Genomic DNA, 17,604 nt, shown 5'->3' with positions numbered 1-17,604 from the left:
ACCATTGAAACCATTATTTGCTCGCTCAGCCAAACGGTTGTTGCAGATGGCCATGATTTTGCTGATTTGCGGAACCGCAATTGTATCAACCGAAATCAACGCGCAGGTGCGCTCCGGTGTGGCGTTTTTGAAAATTTTACCCGGCGTTCGCAACCAGGGATTTGCCGGCAGCTATTCCGGCGTTATCGACGAAATGCACTCGTTGGTTTCGAATCCCGGTGCGACCGGATTTTTGCGGGAGTGGCAATGGTCCACTTCTTACACCGAATGGATTGCCGATAGCTACAGCTTATCGTGGATGTACGGACGGCAAATTGCCACGCCTTTTAGCCAAAAAAGCAAGTTTGCGCTCGGGATTCATTATCAGGGTGTGCGGGAATTTAACAGCACCGGCGACCCGACTCAGGCAATGGCTTCCGCCAGCGATGCATTGTTCACGCTCAGTTTCGGCAATCCGCTGAGCGCCATTTCGCCAAACCTCGCTTTTGGGGCGAACCTCAAATATTACCGCAGCGATCTGGATGGCGTTGTTGCCGGTTCGTGGATGACGGATTTGGGATTGCTTTTTAAAACCAATCGATTCAAAACCCAAATCATGAATTTCGATTACGGCTATTTTTCCGCCGGATTTTCCGTGAACCAGTTGGGGCAACCCATTAATTTTATTGCAGTTGACACACCGTTGCCGCGAACGTTTCGCGGCGGTGTCGCGCTCAATATGGGTTCGCACGATGGCTTCCAATTGCAGTTGAATACCGATTACAATAAATATCGCGACGAAGTCAGCCACGTCAGTGTCGGTGCGGAACTGACCTGGAAATACCTGCTCGGCGTTCGCGGCGGCTACAATTTCAACGATAATTTGCTCAGCAAACTTACGTTTGGATTGAGCTACCGGATCGGGAATGTCCCGCCGCTGGCCGGAAAAGGCAAAGCACTGCGGCTCGATTTTGCCTATCTTGAAGGCAACGATTTTTTCTCTCCGCCGCTGCGGGGCGGGATCAACCAGTATCCGGTTTCCCCGGAAAAATTTGATATCGAATCGACGGATCAAACGGAATATGAGGTGACCGATCCGATCGGGTTAGCGTGGTCAGAATCGATCGATCCCGATTTATACGACGACGTTCGCTATTTGCTGTTTATGAGCCAAAATGACGAATCGGCGTTAGCCCAATTTGTGAAAAACGCCCGCGAAGATGCCGATCTCACTCTGCCGTTTTTGATCGATTCGACCCGGAACAGTGGCAATTTTTTGGTGTGGGATGTGCCGGGAATTCGCAGCAAAACGGGCAATATTCCATTCACGTTGCAGCCGACGCCGGAGCATCAGCCGGGCGAATATTTCTGGACGGTTTTGGCATATGATCGCGATCAGAATATTCGCTTTGTGGAATCGATCCGCAATTTCAGGATTAACGCACCGGTCATTCCGCCGCCGCCCGATCCGGCATACGATTTGATGATTTCGCAACAGATTGCGTTTACTCCGTTGCGCCCGAAAGTACTGTTCGAATTCAATAAATTCGCATTGACCGAAACCTCGAAAAAACAACTGGATATCCTCGGTGAAGCATTCGATTCTCCGGCGCTTTCCAACGTATTTATTAAACTGGGCGGACACACCGACCAGCGCGGCAGCCAAAAATACAACCAGAAACTGTCGTTTGGTCGTGTCAACAGTGTTGCGGAATATCTGGAATCAAATCACTCGATTTCCGAAAGCCGGATTTTCGCATACGGCTACGGCAAAAAATTTCCGCTGCGGGATGCAAATTTGCTTAACGAAAAAGCAGAAAAAGATGCCGCTCACACGCTCAATCGTCGGGTGGATGTTTATTTGCTGAAATCTGCAAATCGCGATACGACAAATCAGCCGATCGATAATGTTTCGCTGGTTCGGGCAGTGTTTCAGGGTGAGCCGGTGTATTATACGCTAACCGTGCGTAATGCTGGCGCAGATACCGCCAAGTCCGTTACCGTTTCCGGCGAAATTCCGGAACTTGCCGAATTTGTTCCGGGCAGTTTCAGCACCACAATTGCCCCAGCGTCCGATGAAATGTCTGCAACGGAATTGCGCTGGCAATTTGCTGCCATCGCGCCGGGCGAAACGCTGGAAATCAAATATGCGCTGGTGGTCAACCGGCAACCGCCGTCCAATCCATACCAGTTGGTACACGCCGTAACTGTTCAATCAACATTCGATATCGAATCGGAAAATAACCGTTCGATGGAATCCATTTTTGTGATTCCGATTTTGCGGGATTAGCGTAAGTTTTTTAAAAACAATAATTAACAAAAGAGGGAATGACAGTTGCCATTCCCTCTTTTTTATTGTCCTGTAACGACCTTTTTATTGCAAAATTGGATGGGTAATCAGAAAAATAGCAGGTAATAAATCATCCCGAACAGAGAAGTTACCGCAAGCACCAGTAAATTGATGCGATAGCGATCAGATTTTCGGCGACTGCGTTTCATATTCATCACAAAACCGTAGGTGCCGAACAAAAAACCGCCAACTTGCAGAAAAAAAATTGCCCGGGCCATATCCATATCCCAGCCACCAGTTCTGTCTGCTGCACCGTTGCGTTGTTCAAAAACGGTCACATATTTTGGCTTTGCGAGGTCGATAAACACCATCGCGCTCAGCAAAAACAACCAGCCGATAATCGCAACAATCCGGATCGATTTGGACAGCGTATCCGGTCCGCGCCTGCGGTTTTCGGGACTTCCGCCGCGCCGTTCCCCGGTTCTGTCGCTCGACCGGCGGCGTTCCACATTTTCACTTAACCGATGATCACTCATCGCCACACCTTTTTTAGTTGAACTTAACTAAACATACCATCGGCAAAAGTGCCGAAAAGTTAAGTTCAGCAGGGTTTAGCGGAGCAACATCATCTTTTTTGCAGCAGAAAATGGGCCTGCTGAAATGCGATAAAAATAAATTCCGCTGGCAACCGTTTCGCCGTTATCGGCGCGACTGTCCCATCGAACGGAATGAACCCCGGCTTCGCGATGCCCATTTTCCAGCGTGCGGATTTTTTGCCCGATTGCTGAATAAATGGTGATGGTTACCGTTGCCGGTTCCGGCAGCGAAAAGCGGATGTGGGTTTCGGGATTAAACGGGTTCGGGAAATTTGGAAAAATTTCAAACCGTTCCGGCAGCAGCGCTGTCGTTTGCAAACTCGCTTTTCGAATGTCGGGGTCTGAAATTGTAAATGTTGTATTTTCAGCGATTTGCTGTCGTTTTTCTGAGCCGTCGGGAAGTATTTCCACCCATTCGAAGGACTGATTTTCCGGCAAATTTATCAACGAAACGGTCAGCGGAAAATTAGCTGATTGCCATTCGATGTGTGAATTTTCCGCCGTTGTGGCAAATGTGTGATCGCTGAAACGGGCATCGAATGCGCCGGTCGGTGGCAGCGGCGGCAGTGAAAAATCCTGTTGCCGGAAAGCTGGCGGTAGTGCAAAATAGAGGGTTTGCGTGCTGTTTGCAGCGTCGCGAATCTCAATTTGCGGCACATTTGCAAACGATTTTCGGAGTGCGTTTGTCCGCAATTCTGGCGCAGAATTCGCAGCGCTGTTGATATCCAAATAGATAGCGCCGTTGCCCGAGGCTTTGATCCAGTAACCTTCGCCCTGCCGAATGGTATCTGCGAAAACATAGCCGTTGCGATAGCGTTGCAGCGTTCCCGGAACGATGATATTTGATGGATCGCTCACATTTGCCAACGGCACATCGCCGGAAATGCCGGCAATCAGGTTCCAGCCGCTGTTCAGATGGATGGTTGCAGCGGTCGCCGGTTTGCCGTAAATCGTCACATCCGAGCCGGTTTGGCTGTGCAGCCAATAGCCGCGATAATTTTCCATCCGATTTTGGGAGCGATATTTCGTGTCAAAATCATACAGGGAAAAGGGCGTTGCGCTGCGATAGCTCATCCAAAAAGTAGTGTTTTCGCGATGCAGCGGCAGCCCGATGAGGTTCCAGCCCGTTTCCAGCGATTGCAAAAATGTGCCCGCAACGGGATAGCTGCGCTGCAAATATTGGTTGACCGGCGGGTTTGTCAACGTCTCGGTAAGTCCGTCCGGCCAGACAATTTTTAGCGAATCGAGCGCAAAACTGCCCAACCCGATATGCGCCGCCAGCTGGTTCCCGGCACCGTGGCTGGAGCCGGATTTTACTTCGTGCATCAGCACTTCGCCATTGTTCAAATAGGCATAAACCCGGCTGCCGATGGCATCGCGATTCACCGGTCCGCCGCCGGTCAGTTCAACGGAAATCCAGTGGTTACCGCTTCCGGCGATGTGCTCGTTTTCATACAAAATATAGCCGTTATCGTGATTGCCGACGACCACATCCAGCCAACCGTCGCGATTAAAATCGGCATATGCCGTGCCCATCGTTGCCAGCGGGTCGTTCAGTCCGCTGATGCTGGAAACATCCGCAAAACTGCCGTTTTGCTGGTTGGCGTAAACGATACACCGGACAACACTTAGCACATTTGTATTTCCGGCTGCGAGGAAAATATCTTTCCAGCAATCGTTGTCGTAATCGAAGAAAAATGTGCCCCATGAAATCGCATTATTGGTTACGCCTGCGGCGATGGAAACATCGGTAAACACGGGATTTCCCTGACTGGTCTGGTTTTGTAGCATCACCGGCGGACCAATATTCGAGAAATACAAATCGAGATCGAGATCGTTATCGTAATCGCCGACAGCCAGCCCCATTCCGAACAGCGCGATGTTCGCGCCGCTTTCCTCGGAAACATCCGTGAATTGCCAGTGATTGCGCCCGGGACCGTCGTTTCGCCACAACTGATTGCCGATCGGGTTGATGTATTTATCGTTCACGAGATAAATATCGAGATCGCCATCGTTGTCGTAATCCAGAAAACTGGCGACAAATCCGGCGCCCGTCAAATTATCGATGCCCAGCGCATCACTGATATCCGAAAACGTGCCGTTGCCATTGTTGCGATACAGCCGATCCTGATTTCCGGCAAACGGAAAACCGGTTTGGCAGGTGTCGCAAGCCCAGTTGCTCACATACAAATCGGGAAAACTGTCGCCGTCAAAATCGCCCCACGCGGCGGTTTCGCCCTTTCCGTTGTCGCCAACACCGGCGGCGGTTGTTACATCGGTAAATCCGCTGCCGCCATCGTTGCGGAACAAGGTATTTTGCCCGAGTGCCAGCACATACAAATCCGGCCAGCCATCGTTATTGTAATCGCCGAATACTGCGCCGCCGCTTTTGGCATTCGCGAGCGCAACCTGCCCGTTCAGTGGCGAAACACTAAATGTGCCATTGCCGTTGTTGCGATATAATGTGTTTTGACCAATCGTGCTGGTTACATATAAATCCAACCAGCCATCTCGATCGTAATCACTCCAGGCTTGCCCGGTGGTGTAATATTGGGGAATTTTGCTGTGCGTCGCGTTTATACCGGTTCGGGAATTGGCATTGGAAAAATAAGATTGCGCATCAGAAATCGAACCTAAACAAACCAGAAAAATCAGAACGATTCTCAACCACATAATCTACTCGCAGTATGTTGAAAGGGAATTTTAATGTTGCAGAAGTTACACTATTTCGGTGATTCTGAAAAGATTTTTTGTGCGGGTGAAACATTTTTTCGATAGGTTTTCCCTAACCGGTTTCGCCAAATTATTGAAAAATTTGGTTTTGAAATGGACGAATTTTGGTTATCATACATGCCGCATCGCAATGGTGTTGGGGGTGTTAATCCACAAATATTTCGGATCCGGGTTCATTTATTATCGAAGAATAAACAAAACCAATGGGATTTATGCAGAACGAGCAGTCGAACAAAAAGATAAAAGTTGCACACGTGATGAACACGATTGGCGGCGGTGGAAAAGAACTCGGGATTTTAAAGCTGATTCGCCATATGGACACCTCGCAATTTCACAATGAACTGGTGATTTTAAATAAAATTTACGAAAACCAGGTGCCGGATCTCGATCGATTTAATATTGTAGAATTGCAAATTCCCGCCGGAAATCACCCCGGAACGCCGTTTAAACTTGCCAAATTGTTCCGCGAAAAACAGTATGATATCGTTCACACCAGATCCTGGGGCGCTTTGGTTGAAGGCGTTTTGGGTGCGAAATTCGCCAGATCGCCGGTGATTATTCATGGCGAGCACGGCACTTTTCCGGAAAAATTTCCGCATTCGTTGATACAGCGCATCTTCTGGGATCGAGCAGATTGTATACTGTCCGTATCCGATGTTCTGGGCAAAAAATTATCCGCCGTAACCGGTTTCGACAATCGAAAAGTGCAGGTCATCCTCAATGGCGTGGATGAGAATTTGTTCTTTCCGGACACCGATTTGCGAACCGAATTTCGTCGCCGGTTTGGCTTTGGGGAATCCGATTTTATCGTGGGTGCGGTTGGGCGATTCAATCCCGTGAAAAATTTTCCCATGATAATAAAAGGTGTGCAACCGCTGGTTCAAACCAATGATATTATTGAACTTGCGCACGTTGGCGGCGGCAACATGTCCGAGAAAATCGGGAAAGAATTGCAAACGCTTTCCGAATCGTTAAACGTGACCAAGCATGTTCATTTTTTGGGATTTCAAAAAGAAGTGAATCTGATGTATAACGGTTTCGATGTGTTTACGCTGACCTCATTCAGCGAAGGGTGTTCCAACGTAATTCAGGAAGCGATGTTCGCCGGAAAACCGGTTGTGGCAACCGCTGTCGGCGGAAATGTGGAATTGGTGATCGACGGAAAAACCGGATTTCTGGTGGAAAGCAACAATCATCAGCAATGGGCAGATGCAATTCGCAAATTGCGCAACAATCCGGATCTGCTGCGGGAAATGGGCGAAAATTCCCGCAAATTTGCACAAGAAAATTTTTCGTTGAAAAAAATGGTGAGTTCGTACCAACAGCTCTACCGGAAGATGCTGGAAACGAAACAGGGTTAAGGGAAAAATGGATGTGTGGGGATAAACAAACGTAGGGCAGGATAGACATTTCTGTCCGGAACGATTGATTTACCCAACCAAAAGGTGACATGGGAGCAAATTTTAAAATTGCCCTGATGGGCGATGCCATGCTCGACCGGGATGTTCAAACGCATTTTTTTAGCAATCCCGGCGATTTCCATTTTACGGAAATCAACGCGATATTGGCAGATTATGACCTGCGGTTTCTGAATCTGGAAAACCCGTTGGCTGTTAACGGCTCGCCACATCCGCAACAACAGCCGCGCGTAACATTCCGCAGCCATCCGAAAACGGTGCAAATTCTGCAAAATTTGAACATTGATGCGGTTACCTTAGCCAATAATCATATTCTCGATCACGGTCCGGATGCACTCGCCGAAACGCTGGAACATCTGGACAGGGTGAATATTCGCCACGTTGGTGCCGGTCGCGATTTTGCAGAAGCCAACGCCCCGCTGAAAATTGAAACCAATGGTGTAAAGCTCGCAATTTTAGGTTATACATATATTTACTCGCTCAGCTCGGATATCGCCAAAGCCGGTCGCCCCGGTCTTTCGGATCACCGGATTGAACACATTTTAACCCAAATTAGACAGCTAAAATCGGATGGTTACATTGTGCTGGTAACGGTGCATTGGGGCATTAAATATGGATTTTTTCCGGTGCCGTATAAACAGCGGCAGGCGCGGGAAATGATCGATGCCGGTGCATCGCTGATTGTAGGGCACGGCCCGCATTATCCCAATGGCATCGAAAATTACAATGACGGACAAATTATTTACAGCCTCGGCAATTTCATTTTTGACGAACCCTATTTTTACGCCAACCGCAGCTTTGTTTATGGGGTTGAAATTGACGAATACGGGAAGATTTTACACGCGGAAATGTATCCGTACCGCATTTCAAATCAGGTGCCGCAGATGATGCACGGTCGTGAAAAGCAATGGCTGGAAAATCGTATTTGCATTCTCGGCAGATTGTATCAGCAAAAAGATGCGGCGTTCTGGCAAGGTGTCAGCGATCGCTGGTTTCGCGAATTGTTGTATCGCAGCCGGTTTATGCGATCACTGAAATTTTTAAAATTGCCACCCAAAGAATTTTTCCTGAAGGAAGTCAGCTATTCAAATTATGCCAAATATGTGTTGGCAAAAGTTAAATCTCATGTTCTGTAAACGGCGTTTTTTGAATGAATTTATGGTATGTTTACATCGTTCGCTGTGCTGATGACACACTATATGCCGGAATAGCAAAGGATGTGGAGCGCCGCATTAACGAGCACAATTCCGACAATCGTTTGGGTGCGAAATACACCAAATCCCGCCGCCCGGTTCAACTGGTTTACACCGAATCCTGCACCAGTCGCTCCGAAGCCACACGCCGAGAAGCTGAAATCAAAAAGATGCGCAGATCCCGCAAAGAAAAGCTGTTTCAGACGGTCGGTTGAACAGCCGAAATTTTCGGAAATTTCACCGGTTTTTTCATAAAACCTTTTCTTGAGTTGGTAAATTAGCCTTAATCTCTTAAATTGCGGGGTATATTATAAATGGAGGACGCGTTTAGCGATGGCAATAAAAAATTCTTACACTTACGAAGATATTATTCGATGCGGACACGGCAAATTGTTTGGCCCTGAAGACGCCCGATTACCACTGCCAAACATGTTAATGTTTGATCGCATTACGAATATCAACGCCGATGGCGGCGAACATGGCAAAGGCGAAATCATCGCTGAGCTGGATGTAAAACCTGATTTGTGGTTTTTCGACTGTCATTTTGAAGGCGATCCGGTGATGCCCGGTTGCCTGGGATTAGACGCGCTTTGGCAACTGGTTGGATTTTTTCTGGTTTGGAGCGGTCACATCGGTAAAGGGCGTGCGCTCGGTGTCGGCGAGGTTAAATTTCGCGGGCAAGTGTTGCCTACGGCAAAAAAAGTGACGTATCATTTGAATATTAAACGGGTGATGGCATCCAAATTAATTCTTGGCATCGCCGATGGCACAGTAAGTGTCGATGACCGGCAAATTTATTCTGCCACTGGGCTGCGCGTCGGATTATTCACTTCAACAGAGGATTTTTAATATGAGACGAGTAGTCGTAACCGGTTACGGGGTGGTTTCCTGCCTCGGTAACAAAAAATCGGAAGTTTTGAATTCATTATTAGAAGGCCGCTCCGGCATCTCATTCAACGAAAAATATAAAGAATTGGGATTTCGTAGCCAAGTTGCCGGCAGCATTCACATCGATATGGATGAATTGATTGACCGTAAAGTGCGGCGATTTATGGCAGATGCTGCGGCTTACACTTACATTTCCATGCAGGAAGCGATCGATCACGCCGGGCTGAGCGAAGACCAGGTGTCCAATCCCAGAACCGGGCTAATTGTCGGCACCGGTGGTGCCTCGCCGGTGAGCACTGTGCTCGGTGCGGATACGCTTCGCGAAAAAGGCATCCGCCGGGTTGGTCCGTACATGGTTACCAAATCGATGGGCAGCACTGTTGCTGCGTGTTTGGCTACACCCTTTAAAATCAAGGGTTTAAACTATTCGATCAGCTCTGCATGTGCCACCAGTGCCCACTGTATTGGTAACGCGATGGAGCAAATTCAATATGGTAAACAGGATGTCGTTTTTGCCGGTGGTGGCGAAGAAGAAGGCTGGGAATTGACCCTCACTTTTGATGGAATGGGCGCACTTTCCTCCAAATATAATGAAACGCCCACAACTGCTTCCCGCCCGTACGATGCCAATCGCGATGGATTTGTTATCGCCGGCGGTGGTGGCGTCATTGTTTTGGAAGAACTGGAACATGCTAAAAAACGTGGTGCCAACATCATCGCGGAAGTGGTGGGTTACGGCGCAACATCCGATGGTGCAGATATGGTTGCACCTTCCGGCGAAGGTGCTGAACGCTGCATGAAAATGGCACTGGAAACAGTCGATGGCAGCATTGATTATCTGAATGCCCACGGCACCAGCACGCCGGCCGGTGACATTACCGAACTCGGCGCGATTCGCAATGTGTTTGGCAAAAATGTTCCGCCGATCAGCTCTACAAAATCGCTGTCCGGTCACTCACTCGGCGCAGCCGGTGTGCACGAGGCAATTTATTGTTTGCTGATGATGGAACACAAGTTCATTGCGGCATCCGCAAATATCGAAACGCTGGATGATGGCGCGAAAGATATGCCCATCGTTCGCGACATTCGCAAATATGTTAAATTGAACCGGGTGCTTTCCAATAGTTTTGGCTTCGGCGGCACCAACGCCAGCCTGGTTTTTCAGCGCTACGAAGCATAATTTTTTGACACAATTTTCGGGGTGAACAGCTTTTCACCCCGTTTCATTTTATCATTCCTAAAAACCAACCTTAAATTTTGCCAACCTCGCCACAGCAATTGCTTTAAAATTGTTGATTTTTTCTACCTTATTTCTATAACCGGGTCATTAACTTACGTTGATTTATATTTGGGATTGGCAGCACATCAATTACTGAATATTCTTGCATTTTATTGATAAAACGTCGCTTAAATGATCAATATTCACATTATTTTGCCGATAATTCAATTTTTGACAACCGGTTTGCCAATATGAGTGGGTAACATAAAAAATTGCCGTGGTTCAGAAAATCAAACAACCAATCTGTGATAAGTCGTTGAAAAACATGTTTTTGAGAGGAGCTATTGTCGATGAAAAAAATCATAAATGTCGTGGGTGCTCGCCCAAATTTTATGAAAATCGGACCGATACAACGCGCGATGAGTGCTCGACCGGATGAATTTCAACCGGTTTTGGTGCACACCGGGCAGCATTACGATGAAAAAATGAGCAAATTGTTTTTCGATGACTTGCAATTACCTAAACCAGATGTGTATCTGGGTGTCGGCTCCGGTTCACATGCCGTGCAAACGGCTAAAATCATGGTCGATTTCGAAAAAGTTTGTCTCGATGAAAAACCCGATATGGTGCTGGTTGTTGGCGATGTAAATTCTACAGTGGCGTGCAGTTTGGTTGCTGCTAAATTACACATTCCCGTGATTCACGTGGAAGCCGGATTGCGCAGTTTCGATCGCAAAATGCCCGAAGAAATCAACCGATTGGTGACCGACGCACTGTCGGATCACCTGTTCATCACCGAAAAAAGCGGGTTGGAAAATCTCAAAAATGAAGGCGTGCCGGACGAAAAAGTGCATTTTGTCGGTAATGTGATGATCGATTCGCTGGCATTTTTTATGGAAAAAGCCCGCCAATCGAATATTCTCAACGAGCTTGGTTTGCAGTCAAAAGGCTTTGCGCTGGTAACGCTGCACCGCCCCTCCAATGTGGATGATCCCGATAATTTCAAAAAAATTCTCGCCGCGTTTGAAGAAATTCAGCGTGATATCCAAATCGTTTTCCCGATACATCCGCGCACCCGCAAAAATATCGAAGTGCTCGGATTAGACGATCGCGTTAAAGCAATGAAAAATCTGAAGTTACTGCCGCCAATCGGCTATCTGGATTTCGCAAATCTCACTCAAAACACCAGTTTCGTGATGACCGATTCCGGTGGCATTCAGGAAGAAACCACGTTTCTGGGCATTCCCTGCATGACGCTGCGGGAAAACACCGAACGCCCGATTACCATCGAAGTTGGCACCAACGAAATGGTGGGACCCGATACCGAAGCGATTCTCAAAAATGCCCGCCAAATGCTCGCCGGAGAGTGGAAAAAAGGCGCAATTCCCGAATTGTGGGACGGTCACGCCGCCGAACGGATTGTGGAAATATTGTCGAAAGCATAACCATTTGCCACGCTTTTATCCGGTTTTGGTTAAAAAAAAGAACGTCATTTCTGCGAATGCCGGCATCTCAAAACTGGATAAATCGATTCAATATTAACGTGGCTAAACCTAATAAAATATGAACTTAGCGAAATACGTTTCAAAATTGCGAAAAATGTCCACTGCGGAAATCACCTTTCGGGTGAAGCAAGTGGCACGCAACCGTACCGAAACCCTGCGTTGGAAAGCAAGTGGCGGTAACGGCAATGTACCGGATTTGTTCGTCCCGCGTTGGGTCGCCAATTGGGATGTTCAAAAGCACACGTTTCCTGCACCGGATTTGCAATTTTTCGGGTTGTCTGGTGACGCATCCACGCTGAACTCGGAATTTAATTCAAGTTTTTTTGGGAAACTCGATGACGTTCGTGTTGCCGCCGATTTGTTGCTGGCTCACAACTTCAATTTGCTCGGACTGCAGGTGCAGTTACCGGAAAAAATTCAGTGGAATGTCAATCCGCAAACCGGAAACAGCTATCCGCTGAACCATTTTTCGCAGATGGATACCTTCAATACCGATAAATTCGGTGATGTGAAATATGTTTGGGAGCTCAATCGCCACCAGTTTTTTATCGAAGTTGCCAAAGCCTATTATCTCACCGGCGAAGAAAAATACGCCGAAAAAATCTGGCAGTGGCTGGAAAGTTGGTTTGCACAAGTGCCGCACAAATATGGCATCAACCACACATCGGTGCTGGAGCAAGCGGTGCGCATTTTTTCGTGGATTTGGTCGTATTATTTCACCCAAAATTCCCCGGTTTGGACGTCCGAACGCCGCGCAGAATTGGCCAAACAATTGTTGCTGCAGGGCGATATTATCGAAGAAAATTTGTCCTATTTTTACAGCCCGTACAATCATTTGATTGGGGAGTTGGCTGCACTGGCGTTTTTGGGAACGGTGTATCCAAATTCGCCGAAGATGCAGCGCTGGCGCGATCACTATTGGGCGGAAATGGAAGCACAACTCCCGTTGCAATTTAACGAAGACGGTTTTACGGTTGAGCAGGCAAGTTACTACCATCATTTTACCACCGGATTTTATCTGCAACTGGCGTTATTGCGAAAGAAAAACAATTTACCGGTTTCGGAAAATGTCTGGCAGTGGTTGGAAAAAATGCTCGAATTCCCGATGCATCTCACCCGTCCGGACGGACAGTTGCCGATGCTCGGTGATATCGACAGCGCGCGTTCGATTTATTTTTATCGCCCGGAACCGAAATGGGACTTACGTCCGTTTCAGGCATTGGGCGCGGTGCTTTTTCAACGCAGCGATATGAAATTTGTCGCACACGAACCCACCGAAGAACTGCTCTGGCTGCTCGGCGAAAACGGCATCGCTGATTTTGAAAAATTACGCACAAAAAAGCCAGCGGAACATTCGAAATTTTTTGCGCCAAGCGGTTATTTGCTGATGCGCGATGGTTGGGATAAATCCAATAATTACATAATGTTTGATTGCGGAGAAATTGCCCACGGTGTGCACAAAGATGACACGCCATCAGCGGCACACGGGCACGGCGATATTTTGGCATTCGAACTGTTTGCCAACGGAAAACCGCTGATTGTCGATCCGGGATTTCACACCTATTTTGGCGATTTGGAATGGCACCGCTACTTCCGGGATTCGCTGGGACACAACACAATTACGGTCAACGGCTGCGGGCAGGCGGTTCACGAAGGGCGCATCGGTTGGTCGCGGGTGTCGTCGCCGAAGCTGCGGCATCAGCTGATTACGGAATCATTCGATTATGCCTACGCAGAAACCGATCGATTTGCAAATCTGGAAAAAGACGCCATTCACAGGCGCCACATTTTTTTCGAAAAAGGCAAATATGCTATTGTTTTTGATGAAGTTAGCGGAAACGCAACGGATGAACTCAACATTGTTTCATCGCTACATTTTCATCCGGCGGAAGTTCAGTTGAAAGAGCAAATTTTGTTTGTTGATCAAAAACCCGCAGCGATTTTTGCGCTGCCGGATGCTGCAACAATCGCAGTAAATTCCGGTGGAAAGCTACCCGAAGACGGCTGGAACGCGCCCGGATACGGCGAAAAATTACCGGCTCCGGTGCTCCGAATTTCCGCAACCCAGAAACTGCCGTTCGCCGCTGCAATGCTGTTTCCGTTCGGTGAAAATGTGCAGAAAATGAATGATTTTCAAATCATCGAAACCGGAGATATCTCAATTTTTCAATTAAATATGGTTGAAACTACCGTGCGATTTTATCTCAATGCATCGCGCCAGAATTTTATTCCGCGATGTGAAAATGCGCCGGAAACGGATGCACTGTTTGTGGTAGAATCACAAAATACCGGAGAAAATCCCGAATGGCATTTTTTGAAAGTGAGCCATTTGGCAAGCGATAAACTCGATATTTCATTGAACTTAGGCAGCGATATTGCCGATGGTGTATTTGTGCAATTGACGGATGCCGGACAGTCCAAAGTAAAAATTTTGGGAAACGAAAATAATTGATCAGGAAGTAGAATGTCTTTTTCGACCAACGGAAGTGCTAAAAAAATTCTGGAAATCAGCAGTTATCCGCCACCGCGCGCGGGTTGGGGCGTTCGGGTCTCGTTTGTGAAAGATGCGCTCATCGAAGCCGGACACGAATGCCAGGTGGTGAATATCGCGCCTGAAAGCCGGATGATTCCCAGCCCGGAATATCTGACTTCGCTGAGCGGTATCGATTATGTCAAAAAGGTATTTTTGCACAGCTTGAAAGGCTATCGCGTGCACATGCACCTCAATGGCAATTCGCCGAAGGGTTTTGTGCTCACCATTTTGGCGGAAATTTGCAATCTGCTCACGTTCAAACGCCCGATTTTAACAGTGCACGCCGGACCGAAACAAATTTATTTTCCGCGTGAACAGGCACCGCATCTCATCCCGATGTTCAAATTTATTTTTGGCGTTGCCAAAAGCATCATTTGTAATGACGAAAAAGTGAAAGCCAAAATTGTCGAATACGGCATTTCGCCGAAAAAAATTGTGCCGATCCAGGCATTCAGTCGCCAATACCTGCAATTTTTTGAGCAACAACCCGGCACCGAATTGGCGAAATTTTTGAAAAACAAAGAAATATTGATCAGTTCGTATGTCTTTTTTCGCCCGGAATTTTTTATCGACAGCATGGTAAAGGGTATTGCCGAATTGGTGAAGAAATACCCGAAACTGGGATTGATGATTCTCGGATCGCACGATAATTCAGAGGATATCCGCGCGCTGGTGAGTGAATTGGGCATCGACGATCATGTGTTTTTCTGCGGCGATCTCGATCACGATATGTTTTTGACGCTGGTTGCCAAATCAGATATTTTTCTGCGCACGCCCATTCGCGATGGCGTCAGTTCATCGGTTTTGGAGGCGTTGGCGTTGGGCGTTCCGGTGGTTGCCAGCGAAAACCATCGTCGCCCGCCGAGCGCAATTACGTACGATCACGAAAGCATTCCCGATATGGTTCGGGTGCTGGATGAAGTGATCCAAAATCTCGAAACGGTAAAATCGAATGTCATTAAACCGGAAATCCGCGATACGGTTGCGGATGAAGTTGCGGTGTTGATTGCCGATTAATTTGATGGATGAATGTTAAGTCAAATATTCAATTCAGGGAGGAATTGTAGTGTCAGAAACAACACTCTACTTAAACCTTTTCGGTGGCATTTTATACTTAATCTTGTTTGTCACGCTGTTCGGCATTATCGGAAAAATGGCAGATAACATCAAAAAAATCAGGGAATTACTCGAAACCGGGTTCAATAAAAATGAGCAACAAAAATAAGCTGAAAATTCTGTTCCTTTCCCAAAGATTCCTGTTTCCGATGGATACGGGCGGGAAAATTCGCACCGGAAATATTCTGCGGAAGTTGAAAGAGCGCGCATCGCTGACGGTAATCAGCAATGTGGAATCGCCGAAAGATGATCAATATGTGCCGCAAATGAATCAGCTTTGCGACAAATTTATCCCGGTGCCGTGGAAGGAAATGGAGCGTTACACGCTCAAATTTTATCTGAAAATTCTGGCGCAATCGTTTTCAAAATACCCGATTAATGTGCTGAACGATTATTCCAACGAGCTGGAAAAAGCGGTTCTGGACGAACTGAAAAATGAGCAATACGATCTGGCGATCTGCGATTTTTTGCAATCGACGCTCAATTTTCAGCATGTCAACAGCGGTGTGCCCACGCTGATGTTCCAGCACAATGTGGAGGCGGATATCACCCGGCGGCATCTGGATCGTGCCGGGAACATCGTCGAAAAGATTTTTTGGGGATTGCAGCACAAACGGATGATGCGCCACGAAGGCGAAATGTGCAACAAATTTGACGGCACGATCGCGGTTTCCGCGACCGATAAAGAGCGGATGGAAGAATATTTTGGCGCGACTCGTGTTTACGACATCCCGACCGGCGTGGACACGGATTTTTTTAAGCCGAATCCGGAAATTCAGGAAAAACAACGACTTGTGTTCACAGGTTCAATGGATTGGCTGCCCAACGAAGATGCGATGCTCTGGTTTGTGGAGAAAATTTTCCCGCTGATCAAAAAGGAAGCGCCGCAAACTGATCTGGTGATCGTCGGGCGCAAACCGACACCGGCAATCCAGAAATTGGTGGACAATCACAGCGACATCACGCTGACCGGCTGGGTGGAAGATACCCGCCCGTATATGCACGAAAGCGCCGTTTTCATCGTCCCGATCCGCATTGGCGGCGGCACGCGAATGAAAATTTACGAAGCGTTGGCGATGGGCAAATCGATGGTTTCGACAGCAGTTGGCGCAGAAGGGTTGCCGCTGGAACACGGCAAACATTTGTTTTATGCGGACACGGAAGCGGACTTCGCCAAATACACGTTGCAATTGCTTCGCGATGATGCGCAGCGCAAACAAATGGGCAAAACCGCCCGGCAATATGTGTACGATCATTTCCGTTGGGAAAAAGTGGCGGAAGTTTTTGAGGATGTTTGCCAACGTGTGATTGATTATTCAAACAACGAAAAATCCTGATTTCATTTTAACCAAAGGCGATTTTTTTTCAAAATAAGGTAGATGTGAATGGGCAAAATCATCGTTTTTACAGGACCTGTGGGAGCCGGGAAATCATTCTGTTCGCGATTGGCTGCCAGCCGGATCAACGATCAGGGTCTCGATGCCTATTATGTCCGGTTTCGCCTGATTACGCTGAAATCTTTTTTCGAAAAAAAGCGGAAAATTCGCAAAGTAAACGTCAAATACGATAAACCGGAAAACGAACATCCCGAACCGATGAATCGCGACCGGTTTGCCAATTTCAGACTGCGCAGCCATTGGCAATTCCCGGTTTTCGCAATCGTTTATTTATTGCGCAGCTATTTATTTTTTCTGCTCATAAAGTTGCGCTATGCCAACGATATTGTATTAACAGATCGTTTTATTCACGATCACTTAACGCATTATCCGCTTCACGAAAGCAATTATTACTGGATGTACCGGCTGATATTTAAATTTGCACCAAAAACGGATTTAGTTTTGATTTTGAATTCATCAACCGAAGTATTAATGGCGGCACGGCCGCGCCATAGCCAAAAATATCTGGATATTGTTTCCAGAAATTACCATGCGTTGGCAGATATTTTTCCGGGAACGATACTGGTTGAAAACGATTCCGTTTTTGCCAAAGCAGATGCCGCTTTGGGTGCGGTGGACAAATTGCTTTCGAATAGCGGCATGGTTGAAGCTGCAGCCATTGAAGCACCGGTTTATTTCGCAAATTATTTGAAAAGTAAAACAGAAATTTAAAAATGATAACCAACTCAGGGAAACGG

At 47.4% G+C, this 17,604-nt stretch carries 14 protein-coding genes; 12 read left to right on the top strand and 2 right to left on the bottom strand.

Annotated elements, in window-relative coordinates; genetic code table 11:
• The first annotated feature begins 4 nt into the window (after window positions 1-4).
• On the top strand, window positions 5-2,269 hold the full coding sequence (locus tag H6629_19945; protein MCB9070053.1) for a PorV/PorQ family protein: 2,265 nt from the start codon (window positions 5-7) through the stop codon (window positions 2,267-2,269).
• Window positions 2,270-2,376: 107 nt separating this feature from the next.
• On the opposite strand, the gene H6629_19940 is transcribed toward H6629_19945, so the two are convergent.
• The gene (locus H6629_19940) at window positions 2,377-2,805 is read right to left on the bottom strand and encodes a hypothetical protein (protein ID MCB9070052.1); all 429 of its coding nucleotides are present in this window, start codon (window positions 2,803-2,805) and stop codon (window positions 2,377-2,379) included.
• A gap of 75 nt (window positions 2,806-2,880) precedes the next feature.
• Window positions 2,881-5,538: a VCBS repeat-containing protein gene (locus tag H6629_19935; protein MCB9070051.1), complete on the bottom strand. Its 2,658-nt coding sequence runs from the start codon at window positions 5,536-5,538 to the stop codon at window positions 2,881-2,883.
• A 263-nt stretch (window positions 5,539-5,801) separates the two neighbouring features.
• On the opposite strand from H6629_19935, the gene H6629_19930 reads away from it, so the two are divergent.
• The 11 genes from H6629_19930 to H6629_19880 all read left to right on the top strand — a co-directional run bounded on the left by H6629_19930 (window position 5,802) and on the right by H6629_19880 (window position 17,578).
• Entirely contained in the window at window positions 5,802-6,959 is a 1,158-nt protein-coding gene (locus H6629_19930; GenBank protein MCB9070050.1) for a glycosyltransferase, read from the top strand.
• Window positions 6,960-7,048: 89 nt separating this feature from the next.
• On the top strand, window positions 7,049-8,152 hold the full coding sequence (locus H6629_19925) for a CapA family protein (GenBank protein ID MCB9070049.1): 1,104 nt from the start codon (window positions 7,049-7,051) through the stop codon (window positions 8,150-8,152).
• Between the two features lie 14 nt (window positions 8,153-8,166).
• Window positions 8,167-8,424: a GIY-YIG nuclease family protein gene (locus H6629_19920; protein MCB9070048.1), complete on the top strand. Its 258-nt coding sequence runs from the start codon at window positions 8,167-8,169 to the stop codon at window positions 8,422-8,424.
• Between the two features lie 118 nt (window positions 8,425-8,542).
• Window positions 8,543-9,058 (top strand): bifunctional 3-hydroxydecanoyl-ACP dehydratase/trans-2-decenoyl-ACP isomerase, encoded by a 516-nt coding sequence (gene fabA / locus H6629_19915; GenBank protein ID MCB9070047.1) that lies wholly within the window; start codon window positions 8,543-8,545, stop codon window positions 9,056-9,058.
• Window position 9,059: 1 nt separating this feature from the next.
• The gene (fabB, locus tag H6629_19910) at window positions 9,060-10,277 is read left to right on the top strand and encodes a beta-ketoacyl-ACP synthase I (GenBank protein ID MCB9070046.1); all 1,218 of its coding nucleotides are present in this window, start codon (window positions 9,060-9,062) and stop codon (window positions 10,275-10,277) included.
• Between the two features lie 389 nt (window positions 10,278-10,666).
• Complete coding sequence (wecB, locus tag H6629_19905) at window positions 10,667-11,761, top strand: UDP-N-acetylglucosamine 2-epimerase (non-hydrolyzing) (GenBank protein MCB9070045.1); 1,095 nt, start codon at window positions 10,667-10,669, stop codon at window positions 11,759-11,761.
• 118 nt (window positions 11,762-11,879) lie between these two features.
• Window positions 11,880-14,273 (top strand): alginate lyase family protein, encoded by a 2,394-nt coding sequence (locus tag H6629_19900; protein ID MCB9070044.1) that lies wholly within the window; start codon window positions 11,880-11,882, stop codon window positions 14,271-14,273.
• Between the two features lie 12 nt (window positions 14,274-14,285).
• A complete protein-coding gene (locus H6629_19895) occupies window positions 14,286-15,371 on the top strand; it encodes a glycosyltransferase (protein MCB9070043.1) in 1,086 nt (361 codons plus the stop codon).
• A gap of 49 nt (window positions 15,372-15,420) precedes the next feature.
• Window positions 15,421-15,579: a hypothetical protein gene (locus H6629_19890; protein MCB9070042.1), complete on the top strand. Its 159-nt coding sequence runs from the start codon at window positions 15,421-15,423 to the stop codon at window positions 15,577-15,579.
• Window positions 15,563-16,807: a glycosyltransferase gene (locus tag H6629_19885; protein ID MCB9070041.1), complete on the top strand. Its 1,245-nt coding sequence runs from the start codon at window positions 15,563-15,565 to the stop codon at window positions 16,805-16,807. Before H6629_19890 ends, H6629_19885 begins: the two co-directional genes overlap by 17 nt.
• Before the next feature lie 48 nt (window positions 16,808-16,855).
• Window positions 16,856-17,578 (top strand): hypothetical protein, encoded by a 723-nt coding sequence (locus tag H6629_19880; GenBank protein MCB9070040.1) that lies wholly within the window; start codon window positions 16,856-16,858, stop codon window positions 17,576-17,578.
• Window positions 17,579-17,604: the final 26 nt, after the last annotated feature.

It is taken from the genome of Calditrichia bacterium (assembly GCA_020634975.1).
In the GTDB taxonomy this organism is placed as follows: Bacteria; Calditrichota; Calditrichia; order RBG-13-44-9; family J075; genus JACKAQ01.
The sequence above is the reverse complement of the archived record's forward strand: the minus strand, read 5'-3'. Positions and strand labels throughout refer to the sequence as shown.

What these genes read in the sequence shown, in the direction of transcription:
- H6629_19940 (MCB9070052.1), bottom strand. Translation starts at nt 2,805, where the DNA reads ATGAGTGATCATCGGTTAAGTGAAAATGTGGAACGCCGCCGGTCGAGC.
- H6629_19935 (MCB9070051.1), bottom strand. Translation starts at nt 5,538, where the DNA reads ATGTGGTTGAGAATCGTTCTGATTTTTCTGGTTTGTTTAGGTTCGATT.
- H6629_19930 (MCB9070050.1), top strand. Translation starts at nt 5,802, where the DNA reads ATGGGATTTATGCAGAACGAGCAGTCGAACAAAAAGATAAAAGTTGCA.
- H6629_19925 (MCB9070049.1), top strand. Translation starts at nt 7,049, where the DNA reads ATGGGAGCAAATTTTAAAATTGCCCTGATGGGCGATGCCATGCTCGAC.
- H6629_19920 (MCB9070048.1), top strand. Translation starts at nt 8,167, where the DNA reads ATGAATTTATGGTATGTTTACATCGTTCGCTGTGCTGATGACACACTA.
- fabA (MCB9070047.1), top strand. Translation starts at nt 8,543, where the DNA reads ATGGCAATAAAAAATTCTTACACTTACGAAGATATTATTCGATGCGGA.
- fabB (MCB9070046.1), top strand. Translation starts at nt 9,060, where the DNA reads ATGAGACGAGTAGTCGTAACCGGTTACGGGGTGGTTTCCTGCCTCGGT.
- wecB (MCB9070045.1), top strand. Translation starts at nt 10,667, where the DNA reads ATGAAAAAAATCATAAATGTCGTGGGTGCTCGCCCAAATTTTATGAAA.
- H6629_19900 (MCB9070044.1), top strand. Translation starts at nt 11,880, where the DNA reads ATGAACTTAGCGAAATACGTTTCAAAATTGCGAAAAATGTCCACTGCG.
- H6629_19895 (MCB9070043.1), top strand. Translation starts at nt 14,286, where the DNA reads ATGTCTTTTTCGACCAACGGAAGTGCTAAAAAAATTCTGGAAATCAGC.
- H6629_19885 (MCB9070041.1), top strand. Translation starts at nt 15,563, where the DNA reads ATGAGCAACAAAAATAAGCTGAAAATTCTGTTCCTTTCCCAAAGATTC.
- H6629_19880 (MCB9070040.1), top strand. Translation starts at nt 16,856, where the DNA reads ATGGGCAAAATCATCGTTTTTACAGGACCTGTGGGAGCCGGGAAATCA.